At 72.2% G+C, this 16,436-nt stretch carries 16 protein-coding genes and 3 pseudogenes; 6 read left to right on the forward strand and 13 right to left on the reverse strand.

From position 1 onward, the window contains the following. Positions 1 to 50 precede the first annotated feature (50 nt). Positions 51 to 1,547 carry an MFS transporter gene (locus ACMXN5_RS36265; RefSeq protein WP_439679143.1) on the reverse strand — a complete coding sequence of 499 codons (1,497 nt, stop codon included), beginning with the start codon at positions 1,545 to 1,547 and terminating at the stop codon, positions 51 to 53. Between the two features lie 100 nt (positions 1,548 to 1,647). Here ACMXN5_RS36265 and ACMXN5_RS36270 point away from each other — a divergent pair, with 100 nt between their 5' ends. Then, positions 1,648 to 2,019 (forward strand): MarR family winged helix-turn-helix transcriptional regulator, encoded by a 372-nt coding sequence (locus ACMXN5_RS36270; RefSeq protein ID WP_380009245.1) that lies wholly within the window; start codon positions 1,648 to 1,650, stop codon positions 2,017 to 2,019. Between the two features lie 173 nt (positions 2,020 to 2,192). Continuing rightward, complete coding sequence (locus tag ACMXN5_RS36275; protein ID WP_439679144.1) at positions 2,193 to 2,840, forward strand: FMN-dependent NADH-azoreductase; 648 nt, start codon at positions 2,193 to 2,195, stop codon at positions 2,838 to 2,840. Between the two features lie 8 nt (positions 2,841 to 2,848). Here ACMXN5_RS36275 and ACMXN5_RS36280 read toward each other — a convergent pair whose 3' ends face one another. The 4 genes from ACMXN5_RS36280 to ACMXN5_RS36295 all read right to left on the reverse strand — a co-directional run bounded on the left by ACMXN5_RS36280 (position 2,849) and on the right by ACMXN5_RS36295 (position 7,135). Further along, on the reverse strand, positions 2,849 to 3,835 hold the full coding sequence (locus tag ACMXN5_RS36280) for an L-tyrosine/L-tryptophan isonitrile synthase family protein (RefSeq protein ID WP_439679145.1): 987 nt from the start codon (positions 3,833 to 3,835) through the stop codon (positions 2,849 to 2,851). 16 nt (positions 3,836 to 3,851) lie between these two features. After that, positions 3,852 to 5,123 (reverse strand): cytochrome P450 family protein, encoded by a 1,272-nt coding sequence (locus ACMXN5_RS36285; protein ID WP_439679146.1) that lies wholly within the window; start codon positions 5,121 to 5,123, stop codon positions 3,852 to 3,854. 83 nt (positions 5,124 to 5,206) lie between these two features. Beyond that, positions 5,207 to 5,500, reverse strand: a complete 294-nt coding sequence (locus tag ACMXN5_RS36290) for a hypothetical protein (RefSeq protein WP_439679147.1) — start codon at positions 5,498 to 5,500, stop codon at positions 5,207 to 5,209. 186 nt (positions 5,501 to 5,686) lie between these two features. Then, positions 5,687 to 7,135 carry an MFS transporter gene (locus ACMXN5_RS36295; RefSeq protein ID WP_439679148.1) on the reverse strand — a complete coding sequence of 483 codons (1,449 nt, stop codon included), beginning with the start codon at positions 7,133 to 7,135 and terminating at the stop codon, positions 5,687 to 5,689. Between the two features lie 77 nt (positions 7,136 to 7,212). Here ACMXN5_RS36295 and ACMXN5_RS36300 point away from each other — a divergent pair, with 77 nt between their 5' ends. Further along, positions 7,213 to 7,815: a helix-turn-helix domain-containing protein gene (locus tag ACMXN5_RS36300; protein ID WP_439679149.1), complete on the forward strand. Its 603-nt coding sequence runs from the start codon at positions 7,213 to 7,215 to the stop codon at positions 7,813 to 7,815. Positions 7,816 to 7,817: 2 nt separating this feature from the next. On the opposite strand, the gene ACMXN5_RS36305 is transcribed toward ACMXN5_RS36300, so the two are convergent. After that, the gene (locus ACMXN5_RS36305; RefSeq protein WP_439679150.1) at positions 7,818 to 8,084 is read right to left on the reverse strand and encodes a hypothetical protein; all 267 of its coding nucleotides are present in this window, start codon (positions 8,082 to 8,084) and stop codon (positions 7,818 to 7,820) included. A 166-nt stretch (positions 8,085 to 8,250) separates the two neighbouring features. Between ACMXN5_RS36305 and ACMXN5_RS36310 the strand changes: the two genes are divergently transcribed. Continuing rightward, entirely contained in the window at positions 8,251 to 8,436 is a 186-nt protein-coding gene (locus tag ACMXN5_RS36310) for a hypothetical protein (protein ID WP_439679151.1), read from the forward strand. A 74-nt stretch (positions 8,437 to 8,510) separates the two neighbouring features. Here the strand turns inward: ACMXN5_RS36310 and ACMXN5_RS36315 are convergent, their stop codons facing one another. The 4 genes and pseudogenes from ACMXN5_RS36315 to ACMXN5_RS36330 all read right to left on the reverse strand — a co-directional run. After that, the gene (locus ACMXN5_RS36315; RefSeq protein WP_439679152.1) at positions 8,511 to 8,924 is read right to left on the reverse strand and encodes a DUF3052 domain-containing protein; all 414 of its coding nucleotides are present in this window, start codon (positions 8,922 to 8,924) and stop codon (positions 8,511 to 8,513) included. A gap of 121 nt (positions 8,925 to 9,045) precedes the next feature. Continuing rightward, positions 9,046 to 9,276: pseudogene (locus tag ACMXN5_RS36320) on the reverse strand (TolB-like translocation protein); the annotation flags it as partial. A gap of 56 nt (positions 9,277 to 9,332) precedes the next feature. Beyond that, positions 9,333 to 10,255, reverse strand: a pseudogene (locus tag ACMXN5_RS36325) (MFS transporter); the annotation flags it as partial. Continuing rightward, positions 10,255 to 10,866 (reverse strand): annotated as a pseudogene (locus tag ACMXN5_RS36330) (alkaline phosphatase family protein); the annotation flags it as partial. The pseudogenes ACMXN5_RS36330 and ACMXN5_RS36325, both read right to left, overlap by 1 nt. A gap of 866 nt (positions 10,867 to 11,732) precedes the next feature. Here ACMXN5_RS36330 and ACMXN5_RS36335 point away from each other — a divergent pair. Beyond that, positions 11,733 to 12,566 carry a hypothetical protein gene (locus ACMXN5_RS36335; RefSeq protein ID WP_439679153.1) on the forward strand — a complete coding sequence of 278 codons (834 nt, stop codon included), beginning with the start codon at positions 11,733 to 11,735 and terminating at the stop codon, positions 12,564 to 12,566. Further along, positions 12,559 to 13,275, forward strand: a complete 717-nt coding sequence (locus ACMXN5_RS36340) for a class F sortase (protein ID WP_439679154.1) — start codon at positions 12,559 to 12,561, stop codon at positions 13,273 to 13,275. Before ACMXN5_RS36335 ends, ACMXN5_RS36340 begins: the two co-directional genes overlap by 8 nt. Positions 13,276 to 13,340: 65 nt before the next feature. On the opposite strand, the gene ACMXN5_RS36345 is transcribed toward ACMXN5_RS36340, so the two are convergent. The 3 genes from ACMXN5_RS36345 to ACMXN5_RS36355 all read right to left on the reverse strand — a co-directional run bounded on the left by ACMXN5_RS36345 (position 13,341) and on the right by ACMXN5_RS36355 (position 16,425). Continuing rightward, entirely contained in the window at positions 13,341 to 14,732 is a 1,392-nt protein-coding gene (locus ACMXN5_RS36345; protein ID WP_439679155.1) for an NtaA/DmoA family FMN-dependent monooxygenase, read from the reverse strand. A gap of 61 nt (positions 14,733 to 14,793) precedes the next feature. Continuing rightward, on the reverse strand, positions 14,794 to 16,026 hold the full coding sequence (locus ACMXN5_RS36350; RefSeq protein WP_439679156.1) for an LLM class flavin-dependent oxidoreductase: 1,233 nt from the start codon (positions 16,024 to 16,026) through the stop codon (positions 14,794 to 14,796). Positions 16,027 to 16,290: 264 nt separating this feature from the next. Continuing rightward, entirely contained in the window at positions 16,291 to 16,425 is a 135-nt protein-coding gene (locus tag ACMXN5_RS36355; protein WP_268812566.1) for a hypothetical protein, read from the reverse strand. Positions 16,426 to 16,436: the final 11 nt, after the last annotated feature.

A 16,436-nucleotide genomic window follows, 5' to 3' on the forward strand; every position in this document is an offset into this window, starting at 1 on the left:
GGCACCCGCCTCCCCGTGGCGGACATCGAGCCGTCCGCGCGCCGTCCGCGCTACCGGACGTTCGCGATGGAGTCGCCCTTGTCGGTGGCGCGACGCTTGGCGCCGAGCAGCGGGACCAGGTTGAGCAGGAGTCCGACCACGGCCACGGCGGTGACCAGGTTGGCGCCGGGGCGGTAGGAGCCGAAGTCGGCGTCGCCGGCCTTGGCGCCGGTGGTCAGCGCGGTGACCACGGCGAGCACGAGCGCCGCGCCGACCTGGCCGGAGGTCTGCACCAGGCCGGAGGCGAGACCCTGTTCGGAGTCCTCGATGCCCTCGGTGGCCTGGGCCATGATCGCGCTGAACCCGAAGGCGAAGCCGCCGCCGAGGAGCAGCATGGTGGGCAGCACCGCGAACGCGTAGTTCGGCGTGGTGCCGGCGGTGGCGAGGAACCACACGTAGCCGAGGCTCATCGAGGCCATCGAGGCGATCAGCAGCGGCGCGGTGCCGTAGCGGTTGATCAGCTTGCCGGTGAACGGCGACCCGAAGGCCACGACCAGGCCGGCGGGCAGCAGCGCGAGCGCCATCCGCAGCGCGGACCAGCCCAGTCCGTCCTGGAGGTAGAGGGTCATCATGAACTGGAAGCTCATGTAGGAGCCCATCAGCGCGACCATGCTCAGGTTGGCCCGGACCACGGTGCCGACGCGCAGGATGCCGAACCGCACGAGCGGGTGCGCGATGCGCTTCTCCACCAGGACGAACGCGGTGAGCAGGGCGGCGGCCAGGACTATCGAGCCGAGGGTCAGCGGTGCGCCCCAGCCGCGTTCGGGGGCGGAGACGACGGTGTAGACGGCCAACAGCATGCCGCCGCTGAGGGTGATCGCGCCGACCACGTCATGGCCGCCGGAGTCGGCGGGACGGTCGCGCGGGATCAGGAACCAGCCGCCGATCAGCGCCAGGATGGCGAGCGGCACGGGGATCAGGAAGGTCCAGCGCCAGCCGAACTCGGTGAGCAGGCCGCCGAGGATCAGGCCGGAGGAGTAGCCGCTCGCGCCGAAGACGGAGAAGACGGACAGCGCCCGGTTGCGGGCGGGGCCCTCGGGGAACGTCGTGGTGAGGATGGACAGGGCGGTGGGCGCGGTGAACGCGGCGGCCAGGCCCTTGATGAAGCGGGTGGCGATCAGCAGGCCGCCGCTGTCGACCATGCCGCCGAGCAGCGAGGCGCCGGCGAACACGGCGAGCGCGATCAGGAAGACCCGGCGGCGGCCGAGCAGGTCGGCGGTGCGACCGCCGAGCATCAGCAGCCCGCCGTAGCCGAGGATGTAGCCGTTGACGATCCATTGCAGGGAGGTCGCCGACAGACCGAGTTCGTGGCCGATCGACGGCAGCGCGACGCCGACCATCGAGACATCGAGGCCATCCAGGAAGAGCACGAGGCACAGCACGGCCAGGACGCCCCAGAGTCTGGGGGTCCAGTGCGAACCGGACGGTGTTTCGGCCGACGAGGAGGACGAGGGGACGGAGTGCTCGCGGGAGGACGGTCCCGCGTAGGTCTCGACTGTTGAAGCCATGGGCAAGAACGTACATGCGCACGCATTGAATGTCTACGCATTAAATGTGAGTGCAATAAATTTGCTTGCATGTTACGCCGGGCGGCGCTACCGTGACGCAATGAAGACGAAGGACCCGCTGATCGAGAGCTGGCGCGAGCTGTTGTCGCAGTACAGCCGGGTGGCGCATGAACTCGATCGTGCCCTTCAGGCCCGGCACGGCCTCACGATGAGTGACTACGAGGTCCTCGATCGCCTGGTCGACGCCGAGGGCTGCAAGTCCCGCATCCACGACCTCGTCGTCGATCTGCACCTGAGCCAGAGTGCCTCCTCGCGCGCCGTGGCCCGCCTCGAGAAGTGCGGCCTGGTCCAGCGCGCGATGTGCGAGAGCGACCGCCGGGGCGTCTTCGTCATCGCCACCGACAAGGGCCGCGCCCTCCACGAGCAGGCCCGGGTGACCCAACTCGCCGTGCTCGGCGAACACCTGGTCTGAACACCGGGTCCGCACGCCTGGTCCGAGGTCGCCGGGCACGCTTGCCTTCACGCCGGCGTCAATGTCTACGGTCGTCATCGCCGGCCGCCGCGGGGCCGATCCCGGAATCGGATCGTCCACGCGGCGGCGTCCGGCATCGTGCCGACCGACACTGCGACGATTCGAGGCCGTGCGTGCCCTCCCTCCTGCATCTCGACGCGAGCATGCGTCAGACCGGATCCGTATCCCGGGACCTGTCCGCCCACTTCGCCGCCCGCTGGCGCGAACGCCACCCGAGCGGCGCGTACACCTACCGCGACCTGGCCGCCCAGCCGATCCCGCACCTGACCCACGCGGTACGCGAAGCGCTCGTCGACCCGGGCACCGAACACGGCGCGCCGGCGGACGAATGGGCGCTGACCACCGCGCTCAACGCCGAGTTGCGCGCGGCGAGCACGGTCGTGATGGGCGTGCCGATGTACAACTACTCGATCCCGTCCACGATCAAGACCTGGCTGGACCGGGTCGTCTCCCCGGCCACCATGGCGATGCCCGGCGGCGAACCCGGGCCCCTGGCGGGCACGTCCGTGATCGTGATCAGCCCCCGGGGCGGTTCGTACGCCCCGGGCACGCCGCGTGCGGGCTGGGACCACCAGGAGCCCTACCTGCGCGCCGTCCTGGGGGCCATCGGCCTCACCGACGACCTGACCACCTTCGTACCCGCCGAGTTGACGCTCGCCGCCGTCGTGCCGCAGATGGCCGCTCTGAAGCCGCTCGCCGAGCAGTCCCTCGAACGGGCCTACCGGACCCTGGAAACACTGGCCGGCGAGGATGCGGGGTGACCCGTCGCTCAGTGGGCCGCTTGGTGGAAGTGGCTGGGGCGGCCGTCGTGGTGGACCAGGGTGCCCAGGCGGGCCGCCTCGGCGCGGTGCAGCAGGCGCGCGTGGCCGTCGGCGTGACGCAGCACGGTGGCATGCCACGGGGTGGCCCAAACGTCGGGGGCGTCGAGCAGGCGGATCCCGAACTTGTCGGCGCCGCGCCGCTGCGGATGGATGGACAGGCGTACCGCGCGCGGGTGGTGTTCGGCGATCAGGTCGCTCCAGGCCCGGCTGCGCTGCATGACGCCGTAGGCCCGGTCGCGGCAGTCGCGTTGCAGCGCGGATCGGGTGCCGGGGAAGTCGGCGGTGTCCTCGAACAGGAACCGGGTGATGCCCCGGTACAGCCGCAACGTGTCCTCGTCGGAACGGACTTGGGCGCGCAGTTCGGCCAGGGTCGGTGCGTGGCGCGCGTGCAGCCAGGCACGTTTGTCCGCGTGTGTGCGGGGGCCGGTCGGGCCGGTCGGGCCGTCGCCGAGCACGTCGCGCAGGTCGAACACGCTCAGCCGGTCCAGGGCGTTGTCGGCGATGACGGCGCGTAGTTCGTCGGTGTAGACGTCGACGTGCGCGTCCGGGACACGGACGAGGTCGGCGAAGACGTGGCCGTCGGAGCAGATCAACATCCGGGCGCCGGGCGGGTGTACGGCGGCCACCGACGCGCACAGCCCGTCCAGGAAGGCCAGGCTCAGCCGTTCGCCCTCGTCGGGCAGATGTCCCAGGACCTTGGCGGGGTTGGGCGATTTGCAGGGGAATCCCGGCAGCGCGAACACGACGGGTTCGCCCCGGGCCACGAAGTCGGCCACTCGGTCGAGTTGTTCGGGGAAGTCGGCGGCCGATTCGCGGCCCTGGTCGAGGTCGCGTTCGGCCGCGCGGCGGTGGGGCAGGAGCAGTTCCAGGATCGCGGCACTGATCGCGGCGGTCTGCGCGGGCCCCGGGCGATCGACGGCGGGCGTGGCGGGCATGGCGTGCATGGCGTGGTCACGCCCGCTCGGTGTAGGTGACCGGCAGCGTGTCGACGCCACGCGCGAGCACGGCGGGGATCCACTCGACGTCGTCGACCGGGACGGCCGGGGCCAAGCCCGGCAGGCGGGCGAGGAGCGTGCCGAGGGCGACTTGGAGTTCGACCCGGGCCGACGCGGCGGCCGGGCAGAAGTGGATGCCGTGGCCGAAGGCGAGGTGCGGGTTGGGGCTGCGGTCGAAGTCGAGGGTGTCCGGGTCGGGGAAACGTTTCGGGTCCCGGTTGGCCGCGCACAGCGAGACGATCACCGAGTCGCCCGCGGGGACGACGGTACCGTGCAGGTCGTCGTCCGCGGCGAGGAAGCGCCAGGTGGTGAGTTCGAACGCGCTGTCGTAACGCAGCAGTTCCTCCACGGCGGCGGGCAGGAGCGCGGGGTCCTCGCGGAGTCGGTCCAGGTGCCCCGGGTGCCGCAGGAGGGTGACCAGGGCGGTGCTGATCTGGTTGGTCACGGGTTCCTGGCCGGCGACCAGGAGTTGGAAGATCATCGAGTCCAACTCGGCCCGGGTCAGCTCGCCGGCGGTGTGCGCGGCGACCAGTCGACCGAGCAGGCCGTCGTCGTCCGGGTCGGCCCGGCGGTCGGCGACCAGGTCGGCGATATAGCCCTGGAGTTCGCGCAGCAGCGCCTCGTACCCGGCCCGGCGCGGGTCCCTCGGACCGACGGGCTGCACGACCTTGCACCACTCGCGCCGGAACCGGGCCGCGAACTCCTCGGGCAGGCCGACGACTTCGGCGAGGACCCGGAACGGGAAGCGGGCCGCGAAGCAGGCCACGACGTCCGCTCCGCCGCCGGCCGGCATGGCGTCGACGAGGTCGTCGGCGATCTCCTGTATCCGGGGTCGCAGCGCGTCGACCCGACGCGGTGCGAAGGCGTCGGTGACCAGGCGGCGCAAGGCGGTGTGCCTGGGCGGGTCCTGGTGGAGCAAATGCACCTGGAGTTCGGTGTGTTGCGGCTCGGGCATGATCGAGGCGAGGGCCCGCCAACGATCGTTGCCCAGGTCGTGGTTCTTGCCCAGCCGGGGATCGTTGAGGGTGGCGTGCGCCGCGTCGTATCCGGTGACCAGCCAGGCGCCCACCCCGCTGGGGAAGCGCACCCGATGGATCGGGCCGGCGTCGCGGAGCTTGGCGTAGAGGGGGTAGGGGTCGCGTTTGTACTCGCGCCCGTACAGCTCGACGGCGGGCGGGTCGTTCGTGGTGCGGTCGGGGCGGTTCGTACCGGGTTCGATCCGGGTCACGGGGTGCGTCTCCTGGCGGTGCGGTGCGGGCCTTGCGGGACGGTGATTGGGCAGGCGGGTGTGGGTCGGGTGTCGGTCGGGGCTCAGATGGTGATCTCCGGTCGGTACGGGTCCAACCACAGACCCGGGTCGACCACACGTTCCAGGCGCAGCCGGTGTCCCCACGGCAGTTCGTGCGCGGCGTGCGGCACGGCCGCGAGCGCGGTGCGGTAGGTGTCCGCCCGGTATTCGCCGATCCGCAGTGTGCGCGCGACATCGGGATACAGCGGCATCGCGGCCTCGTCGCCGGTGACCAGGAGCCAGGGGATCGCCTCGACGACCGGGCGGCGCGGGCGCCCGTCGGGCCGGAGGCACACCCGGCCGGCGATTCCACACATGCGTGATCCGTCCTTCGGTCGAGGCGTCGGCTGCGGAGGGATCGGGGCGGGGTCCGATGGCGCCGGTGGGGCGCCCCCGCCCTCGTCGTTCCATCGGAGCAGTCGCGCGCCCCACCGACAAAGTTCCCGAGCCGCGCGGGCGGTTCACGGGGTCCTGTTCGCGCGGATGGGTTCACGCAGCTCGGTTCACGCCGTCGGGGCGGGGCGCGCGGCGGGGCGTCGGGCGAGCAGCGTGATGGCGAGCGCCGCGACGATCAGGGCTCCCGCCACGGCGAAGGTGATCCGGGTGCCGGCCGCCACCGCGTCGGGGCGTGCCGTGGTCACGTCGTGTGCGCCCGAGGCGAGCGCGAAGACCGCGCCCATCACCGATGTGCCGGTGATCAGGCCGAGGTTGCGCGACAGGTTGAGCATGCCGGAGACCACACCGCGTCGATCGGGCCGGACATCGGCCATCACGGCGGTGTTGTTCGCGGTCTGGAACACCGCGTATCCGGCGGTCGTCACCACGATCGGGACCAGGTAGCCGGCCGGTCCGAGGTGTCCCGAGGTCAGCGCCAGGGCGAACGCGCCAACGGATATCGCGATCAGCCCGACGACGGTCATCCGCCGTGCGCCGAAGCGGTCCGCGATCCGGCCGGCCGGTATCCCGGTGAGCGCGGCGACGACCGGGCCGACCGACATGACGAGTCCGACGAGCGCGTCACCGAGGCCCATCGCCCGCGCGAGGTAAAACGGGCCCACCACGAGCGTGGCCATCATCACCGTCGACACCAGCGCACTCGTGGCCAGACTCGCGCTCAACGCCGACTCGCGGAACATCGCCAACCGGATCAGCGGCTTCGTCGCCCGCGCCTCGGTCCGTACGAACAGCACGACGCCGAGCCCGGCCGCCACCAGCAGCGCCGCGTTCAGCGCGCCGAACCCGCCGCGCCCGACGGTCATCGCGAGGGCGTACACGCCGAGCGTCCCGGCCAGCAGCAGCGTGCCCACGTGGTCGAAGCGGGGTCGGTCGGTCCCGGGCTCGCGGCGGTCGCTCGGCAGGTGTCGGTGTGCGAGGAGCAGGGCCAGGATCCCCAACGGCACGTTGACCAGGAAGATCACCCGCCACCCCGGCCCGGCGATCAGCGCGCCGCCGAGCGACGGACCGAGCGCGGTCCCGATCGCGGACATCGTACCGAGCACGCCCATCGCGCTCCCGGTCCGCTCCTTGGGCACCGTTTCGCCGACGAACGCCATGGTGAGCGCCATCATCACGGCCGCCCCCAGGCCCTGCGCGGCGCGGGCGGCGATCAGCGTCTCCAGGGTCGGTGCCAGGCCGCACAACACCGAGCCCCCGGTGAACACACCGATCCCGACCAGGAGCAGCCGGCGGCGCCCGATCAGGTCGCCGAGCCGGCCGGCGCCGACGATCACGGTGGTGATGGCGAGGAGATAGGCCAGCACGATCCACTGAACGCGGGCGAAGGAGGCGGAGAACGTATCGGCCAGGGTCGGCAGCGCGACGTTGGCGACGCTCGTGCCCAGCGAGGACAACAACATGGACAGGCACAGCCCGGCAAGCGCCCACCGCACCGAGCCCGAGGCCGGCCGTACATCGTGTTTCACCGGCGCATCCCGCGAAATCTCTGAGGTCATGGCGAGCAGGCTGCAGCGGCTCCCGCGACCCGGCAACTCGTGTTGCCAAGATGGGGACGGCGCGGTGGAATGCCCGCATGACGGACGACTCACTCCCCTACCGGACGGTCCTCGACGAGGTCGCGCCCCGCCTTCGGCGGCTGCGGGCCGAGCGTGGTCTCACCCTCGCCGCGCTGTCGGAGACGACCGGCATCTCCAAGAGCACGCTGTCCCGACTGGAGTCCGGGCAGCGCCGACCCACGCTGGAGTTGCTGCTGCCGCTGGCGGGCGTGTACCGGGTGCCGCTGGACGATCTGGTCGGCGCCCCGGAGGTGGGGGATCCCCGGATCCGGCTGAACCCGCATCCGCTGCCCAGCGGCGGTACGTTCATCCCTCTCACTCGAACCCCGGGCCCGCTCCAGGCGTTCAAGATGATCATCCCGTTCCGAGGCACCGAGCCCACCTTCCGTACCCACGAGGGCTACGAGTGGCTGTACGTCTTGGAGGGCCGGCTGCGGCTGATCCTCGGCGAGCACGATCTGGTCCTCGGCCCGGGCGAGGCCGCCGAGTTCGACACCCGGGTCCCGCACTGGTTCAGCAGCGCGGACGAACGACCGGTCGAGGTGCTCAGCCTCTTCGGCCGCCAGGGCGAACGTATGCACGTACGCGCCAAACCCCGCGCCGCCGCCGACTCCGAGTAGCGTCAGTCGCCGGTCGGCATGGCGAATCCGGGCAACGGTCGGCCCGAACCCCCGCCGAGCACCAGCGCGTCGCGGTCGACGTGCACATCGGCCGGGCCCGCGAGGAGCAACGCATCGACGTCGTCCAGGTGTTGCGCGCGGTCGCCACCCGGGGGGACCGGCTGATCCTGCTCACCGAGGCGAAGCCGGAGATGTCCCTCGGCGCCGACCCGGGCCTGTCCCGGCTGGTCGGCTGCCGGCTCGGCCGCCGTCGGGTCGATCGTGAACACGGTTTCGCCGCCGTCGAGTTGCTCCTCGACGTGCCGTTGCAGCAGGATGAGACGACCGTCGTGGAGTACAGCTACGCCTACGCGTCCTCCGTGGTCTCCACCGGTTACGCGCGGATGGTGCGCTTCCCCGGCCGGACCATGGTGTTGTGCGCGATTCGATCACCGCATGATGCCGGTGCGGTGTACGGCCGGGTGGCGGCCCCGGCACGACGCGCCCGCGCAGGATCCCCGCGAGGTCCGAATCGCGGCGACGGGCCACGCCTGCACGGTCTTTCCCGAGGTGACCCCGGGCATCTACGGCCTGCACTGGGAGTGGGACGACGGGCCGGCGGACGGCGCGGTATCCGGCTGAGGCCGTCCGGCGCGCATGCCGAAGGGGTGTGGCGGTCGATCGTCCGCCACACCCCCGCGTCGGTACCCGGACGGCTACTTCCCGGCGACGGCCAGCCGGGTGGCCTCCCAGCCCGGGCCGACGTCGACGGCCGGGGTGCGGCTCAGGCCGGTGTTGCGCGCGGCCTCCTCGACCGCGTCGGGATCGCCCGCGCCGTCCCGGCCGGCCCTGGGCGTGAGCAGCCAGACGGCGCCGTCCTCGGGGAGCAGGCCGACGACGTCGAGCAGCGTGTCGGCGAGGTCGCCGTCCTCGGCGCGGAACCAGAGCAGCACGGCGTCGGCGATGTCGTCGTAGTCCTCGTCGACGAGGTCGTGGCCGGTCAGCCACTCGATGCCCTCGCGGAGGTCGTGGTCGACGTCGTCGTCGTAGCCCAATTCCTGGACGATCTGGCCGGGTTCGAGGTCCAGCCGGACGGCGGGGTTGGTCTGCTCGTACTCGGTTGTGCTCATCGCTGCCTCCCGAATCACGACGCGCCTGTCACGTCACACAGTAGCCAAGCAGATACATACGGTGCTCGCGGTGATCCACGCGGGAGGTCGTCGCCGGCGCCGGTGCCGGCGCGCCTTCCGGTCACCCCACCAGGGCCGGGGCAAGCGCGCTCGCGGCGAGCATCCGGGGCGCGCCGGTGCCGTCGGCCGGGACGGTCCACAGGTCGGCGCCGTAGTCGCCGGGCAGGGCGTACAGCAGCGTGGCGGCGTCGGTCCACAACGCCTGGTCGTCGACGTCGCGTCGTTCGGCGGTGGCGGTCTCGGTCATCGTGCGCAGGTCGAGCACGTACAACCGCCAGGGTGCGTCGTCGGGTGCCTCGGGGGCTGGGACGCGGCGACGGGCGGGCAAGTCCCCCGCGCGTCCGCCGGTTCGGCCGCCCGCAGCACGTGGCGCGCCACGACCAGGGCCACCACCAGCGCCGCCGCCGTCAGGGACAACGCGGCCCGATCACCCCAGCGGGTCCACAGCGCGCCCAGGGCCGGCGAGCATACGAAGCGCCCGATCGCCTGCCCGGTACCGACAAGGGCCAGGCTCGCACCGCAACTCCCCGGCGGCGCCGCACTCGCGGCGGCGGCCGGCAACACCCCGTCGGTCGCCGCGTAGTACAGCCCGTGCAGCGCGAGCACCACGACCGGCGCCGCACCGGCGAACCCCCCGCCGTCCGCCCCGGAACGCAGCAGCACCACGTACGCCCCGAGCAGCGCCAGGTGTCCGAGCAGGAACATCCGCCGCCGGCCGATACGATCGGCGACCGCTCCCAACGGAGCGGCCAGGAGCAGGAACACGGCGGCGGTGCCGATGGGCAACAGCGGGAACCACTCGGCGGACAGCCGATACCGGTGTTGCAGCAGCAGATACACGAACGAGTCGCTGACGGTGGCCAGTCCGAGGAGCGTGGCGCACACGGTGAGCCGACGCAGCCGCGGCCGGCCCAGCAGCACCCGCACCCCGCCCCGGCCGGAAGGCGCCTGTGGGGGCCTGTTCCGACCTCGCTCGTACCCGCGTCCGCGGAAGCCGGCCGCGGATCGCGCGGTACGAACAACACGAGCACCAGTACGCCGAACGCCGCCACGCTCGAACTCACCACGAATACCGCGTGATACCCGTCGACGGCGACGCGCAGGATCAGGTACGCGAGTACCGGACCGGCGAGCGCGCCGACGGTGTCCATCGCCCGATGCACGCCGAACGCGCGTCCCCGCCGCTCGGGCGGGGTGGCCGCCGAGATCAGCGCGTCGCGCGGCGCGGTGCGCATCCCCTTGCCGGTGCGGTCCACCGCCAGTACCGCGCCGAATAGCCGCCCAGGTTCTTCTTCAGCCGGCTGTCGCCGGTGGACACCCCGCAGTCGTGCATGCCGCTGCACAGGTTCGGGATCACGAAGGAGACGTTCGGCAGTTTGGCGTAGTCGCCGGGGAACTGGCCGAAGGTGTGCGCACTGGAGGTGGGCACGTTGTCGAAGCCGAACCACGGCACGTGCTTGCGGGCGTACTTGCCGCTGCTGCACGTGGTCGAGCCCTCGCTGGGCAATGATTCGCTGTAGCTGCCCCAGGTCCTGCCGGCGGCGATCACCTCGGAGGCCAGGTCGGCCGCGTGCGAGAAGCCGACCTGGTAGCAGGAGTCGCCGGTGATTCCCTGGGTGCTGCCGGAGAAGACGGCGAAGTAGTTCGGCCGGCTGGGGTGGGTGATCCCGTACGACACCTTGAGCAGGGCGCCGCCGGTGGCCAACGAGTTGATGAACGGGGCGCTGCCGCTGCCGATGATCTGCCCGTAGGCGTGGTTCTCCATCATCACCACGACGATGTGGTCCGGTGCCGGGGTGGTCGCGGCCGAGGCGGGGCCGGCCCCGGACAGGGTGGCCGGCGCGAGGCCGCCGGCGGCGGTGGCGGCGAGCGGGAGGGACACGCGGGAGCGGAACCGGGAGCGGGGGCGGGGCGTCCGGTCGCAGGAACCGGACCGGTCTCGGGAGCGGGTACGGGAACGAGCCTCGGCGAATGCGAAAGGCATGCCTGTCTCCGATGAGTGAGTGGGGGGGACCCGCCCGGCTCGCGACACGGGGTCGGCCGGCCGGGGCGTGGTGCCGACGAAGGTCCCGCACCGGCGGAGCACACGTCAACGCGTCGTCGGGGGCCGAACGCCTTTCTGTCGACGGCCCGGCAAATCTGTGGACGGCGCGGGGTCGGGGGACCGGGGGGCGCGGGGTCGCCGGGTGCTCGGCGGGGCTCGTCGGGAGCGGGTCGGGAAGTCGTCGAGCGCTCCCCGCGCGTCCCCCGATCGCTCGTCGGGCGGGGTCAATTCCCTGGATTCGCCAGTGGACGGACGCCCCGGGTCGATCGCCGGTCCGTTCACTGGCGAATCCACGGAATTGGCCGCCGGGTTCGGCCGGCCGAGGTGCGTCGGCGCAGGTCGGCGCGGGTGCCGCGGGTGTTCGCCGTTGCCGGTCGAGGGCCGTCGTCGCCTGTGGACGGCGGGGCCTCGTAGGGCCGTTGACCGACCCCGCCGGAACGCGCCAACCTCTGGATCGCCACGGCGGCCCGCTCGTCCATCCGGGTTCCCGGGCACCGCCCCCGTCGGTCCGGCTCGCCTCGACGGGACCTTCGGGGGCGTCCGGCCACACCCCCGCCGCCGACCACCGACACGATCGCCCATATGTGTCAAAAAAGCTACAAAGAGTGATATTCGCATAAAGCGAGGCAATTCTCCGATGCGCCGGCCGCGTTCCCCATCGGATCACCGATCACGCGCCGGCCGCGAAGGAGAGAACAACGCTGATGCGTACCACTCGTGTCCTTAGCAGCACGGTAGCCGCCGGCCTGTTGGCCGTAGCCCTGGGCGGCACGGCCGCCGCGGCCGAAGGTCTCGGCCCGCAGAGCAAGACCCTCAAGGCGCCGGCGACCGGCACCAGTGTTGGGTCCGACGAGGACCAGGCGGCGCGGACCGCCGACGGCGCGGACCGCTGCCCCCGGCCCACGCACGACTGCCCGAGCGGGAAGCCGGACCACAAGCCGGCCGGCAAGCCCGACCACAAGCCCACCGAAAAGCCTGCCGAGAAGCCCGCCGAGAAGCCCGACCACAAGCCGTCCGGGAAGCCGGTCGAAAAGCCCGACCACAAGCCGGATCACCGGCCCACCGGCAAGCCGGACCACAAGCCCGATCACAAGCCGACCGGCCGGCCCGACCACAAGCCGACCCCCGGGCCGATCGTGATCAACAACGTCACGAACACCACCGTGAACACGTCGCACGTGACGGTCAATGAAACGACCAACAACACGGTGAACATCAACAACCACCACACGACGAACATCGTGCACAACCACAAGCCCGCGCAGTCCCGGCCCGAACACGCCAAGCACGAGCGCCCGAAGCACGAGCAGCCCAAGCACGTGCACCACAAGAACGACATGACCAAGCCGCACCACATGGCCAAGCCGGCGGTCCAGCACGGGACGCAGACGAAGACCATGCCGGTCGGCGCCGTTGCCGGTGGCTCGGGCGGGACCACCGGGTCCGACACCGGTCTGCTCGCCCTGGGCGGCGCGCTGGCCGTCGCGGGTGCGGGCGCTGGTGCGTTCGCGCTGCGTCGGGGCAGCCTGCGTGGCTGACACGTCCTTCGTTCGTCGCGCCGGCCGCCGCCTCCTGCTGGTGGTGGCCGTCGCGGCGGTGGTGTGCGGTGTCGTGCTCGGCGTGATCGGCTACCAGAACCGTCGCCCGCCCGCGACGGCCACGGCCGCGCCGAAGTCCGTTGCCACGGCGGCCCCTTCCCCGGCCGCCGGCGCACCCGCCGATCCCGCAGGCCCAGCCGATCCCGCCGGCCCCGCGGCGGCGCCGGCACCGCCGGAGGGCCCGATCCTGGCCCGTTCCGAGCCGGTCACGATCGACATCGCGGAGATCGGCGTGCACGCCCCCTTGACCTCGGTCGACCTCGACGCCGACGGTGCCGTACAGGTGCCGCCCCCCGACGACGAGCGCCACGCCGGCTGGTACGACCAGGGACCCACCCCCGGCGAACTCGGCCCGGCCGTACTGGTCGGCCACCTCGACTCGGCCACCGGCCCCGCCGTCTTCTACGAGGTCGGCAACCTGCGTCCGGGTGCCACCGTCGAGATCCGCCGGGCCGACCAGAGCACCGCGATCTTCACCGTCGACGCGGTGGAGCGCTTCACCAAGACCGACTTCCCCACCCAGCGGGTCTACGGCGACCTGAACCGCGCCGAGTTGCGGGTCATCACCTGCGGCGGCGAGTACGACCCCGACAAGGGCGGCTACCAGGACAACACCATCCTGTTCGCGCACCTGACGGGCTCGCGCTGAACCATCCTCGCGCGTGCCCATGCCCGGTCGTCGTCCGCGACGACCGGGCATGGGCACGTCGTGGCTCAGGCCACCCGGGTCGCGTCCGGTCGGGTGTCCGGTCGTGCGTCCGCGGGCGCGTCCGGGTACGGCAGGCCGAGATTGTCGCGCAGCGTCGTACCGGTGTAGTCGGTGCGCAGCGAACCACGTTCCTGGAGCAGCGGCACGACCTTGTCGACGAACTCGTCGAGGCCGGTGGGGGTCAGGTGTGAGCCGAGGATGAACCCGTCGGAGCCGTCCTGCTGGACGAACGTGTCGATCCGGTCGGCGACCTGCTCGGGTGTGCCGACGAACTCGGTGCGGCCGAAGACGTGGATCGCCAGGTCGCGCAGCGAGTACGAGTTGGCCTCCGCCAGTCGACGCCATTCGGCCACCCGGCGGTGCGCGTCCTCGGCGATCCGGGCCCGGCCGCGGACCACCGGCGGGCCCTCGGGGTCGGGATCCACGTCCGGCAGCGGCCCGTCGGGGTCGTAGCCGGACAGGTCGCGGTTCCAGACCGTCTCCAGGAGGATCTGCGCGGTACGTCCGCCGATCTGCCGCCGGGTGATGTCGCGGTGGCGTTCGATCGCGTCGGCCTCGCTCTCCCCCAGTACGAAGGACGCGTGCGGCAGCAGTTTGACCGCGTCGGCGAACCGGCCGAGTCGGACGGCCCGGGCCCGGATGTCCCGGTAGAACTCCTGGGCCTCGTCGAGGCGGTGGTACGGGGAGAAGATCGCGTCGGCCCCGCCGGCCGCGAAGTCGCGACCCTGCGGGGAGACGCCGGCCTGGAGGATCACCGGCCTGCCCTGCGGGCCGCGCGGCGTGGTGAACCGGCCGGAGATGTCGAACTGCTCGCCGGTGAACGCGAATTCGCCGGTCTTGTCCTCGCGCAGGAACACCCCCGCCTCCCGGTCGGCGGCCACCGCGTCCGCCGCCCACGAGTCCCACAGTTCGCGGGCCGCGGCCAGGAACTCGCCGGCCCGGGTGTAGCGGTCGTCCCGGTGCAGGAAGCCGCCGCGGCGGAAGTTGGCGCCGGTGAAGGCGTCGAACGAGGTGACCACGTTCCACCCGGCCCGGCCGCCGGACAGGTGGTCGAGCGAACTCAACTGGCGCGCCAGCTCGTAGGGTTCGTTGAAGGTCGCGTTGATCGTGCCGATCAGGCCCAGGTGTTCGGTGACGGCGGCGAGCGCGGCGAGCACCGGCAGGGTGTCCGGGCGGCCGACGATGTCCTGGTCGAAGATCAGGCCGAGGCGTTCGCGCAGCGCCAGGCCCTCGGCGAGGAAGAAGAAGTCGAACCGGCCGCGCTCGGCGGTCTGCGCCAGGTGCCGGAAGGAGGCGAAGTCGATCTGGCTGCCGGCGTCGGGGTCGGACCACAGGGTGTGGTGGTTCACCCCGCCAAGGTAGGCGCCGAGGATGATCTGCTTGTGCGGCTTGCTCATCGGGATGGGTTCCTTCGTACGGGTGGCGGGGCGGGCGACGAGGCGGGTGGGTGCGGCGGAGTCACGACGCGGCGGCGGCCGGCGCGGGCGCGGCGTAGCGGTTCGCGGGACGCGGCAGGCCGAGGCGGGAGCGCAGGGAGCCCGCGTCGTAGGAGGTGCGGAAGACGCCGCGGCGCTGTAGTTCGGGCACCAATTCCCGGGTGATCGCGCGCAGATCGTGGGGCAGCGCGGCCGGCCGCAGGCGGTATCCGGTCAGCCCGGCGCGCTGCCAGTCCTGGAGCAGGTCGGCCAACTCGGCGGCGGTGCCGGTGAATACGAACGCGTCGCTCTGGTACTCCGCGCCGTCGAGGTCGTCGAGGCGTGCCTTGCGCTCGCGCGCCGCCGCGGTGCTCTCGTCGAGGACGACGACCACGTCGCCGAAGACGTGTACGGTCTCCGACTCCCGTCCCGCGACCCGCTGTTCGGCTCGGATCTCGGTGACGATGGCCCGCGCGTGGTCGTGGTCGCGCGGGGTCACGTACACGACGTCGGCCGAGTCGGCACCGAGCCGGTAGGGCACCGTGTCGTGGGCCAGCACGGTGACCAGCGGCTGCCCCTGCGGCGGGCGCGGCACGATCGACGGTCCGCGGACCCGGAACCTCGGCCCGACGAAGTCGATGTAGTGCAGCTTGTCGCGGTCGATGAAGCGGCCGGTCGCCGCGTCGCGGATCTCCGCGTCGTCCTCCCAGCTGTCCCACAGTCGGCGCACCACCTCGACGAAGTCCCGCGCCTCGGCGAAGGTTTCCGCGACCGCGGCCACCGCCTCGGGCTGCCCGAGGTCCGCGAAGGTGAACGCCGGTTGTTCGCGCCGCCCGAAGTGGGCGTTGTCCACCGGCCGGGAGACCTGCGCCCGCCAGCCGGCCCGGCCCAGGCTCACGTAGTCGAGGGTGGCGATCGCCTTCGAGACGTGGAACGGCTCGGTGTGCGTGACGGTCGCCGTCGGGACCAGCCCGATGTGCCGGGTCGACGGCGCGACGCGGGCGGCGATCAACACGGCGTCCAGTCGGCCGCGCACCTGGTCGATCCGGTCGTCGATGCGGTCGTACGCGGTGGACTGGAGGCCGAGCGCGTCCTCGATGGTGACGAAGTCGAGCAGCCCGGCCTCCGCCTCCGCGACCAGGTCGGTCCAGTAGCGGGCGGTGAACAACTCGTCGGCGCGGGCGTCGGGTTCGCGCCAGGCGGCCGGATGCCAACCGGCGCCGTCGAGGGCCACGGCCAGGTGGAGGGGGGTTGCGGGGTTCGGTACGGATGACATGGGCTCGGTTCTCGCTTTCGACGGGCACGGCGGGTGACGGTGGCGAAGGTGGATCCCGGCCGGGAAGACGCGCGCCATGATTCGGCCCGGGCGCGCGGCGGCGCCGGACAGCCCGCTGGGGCATGCCGAAGTCGCCTGCTACAGGCGGAAGTTCATGCGCGGAATCGGCCGACCACAGGGCCTGCCGCACGCGATGTCGCGCACGGAACGGGCGGTCTCGTGGAGCGGCCGGGTGGGCCCGGGTGGGTGGAGGGTGCTACCCGGTCAGTGACACAGGGAGCCGGCGGAACGGCGCAGGTCGATGAACAGGCGCCGGGTCAACCGCGCTCGGGGCGACATCGCGCCGGCGGCGGTGCGGGGGTACGCGGCAGGCGTGGCGCGGCGATTCGCCGTACTCATCCACCCGCTCA

The organism is Embleya australiensis (assembly GCF_051903075.1).
Taxonomy (GTDB): domain Bacteria; phylum Actinomycetota; class Actinomycetes; order Streptomycetales; family Streptomycetaceae; genus Embleya.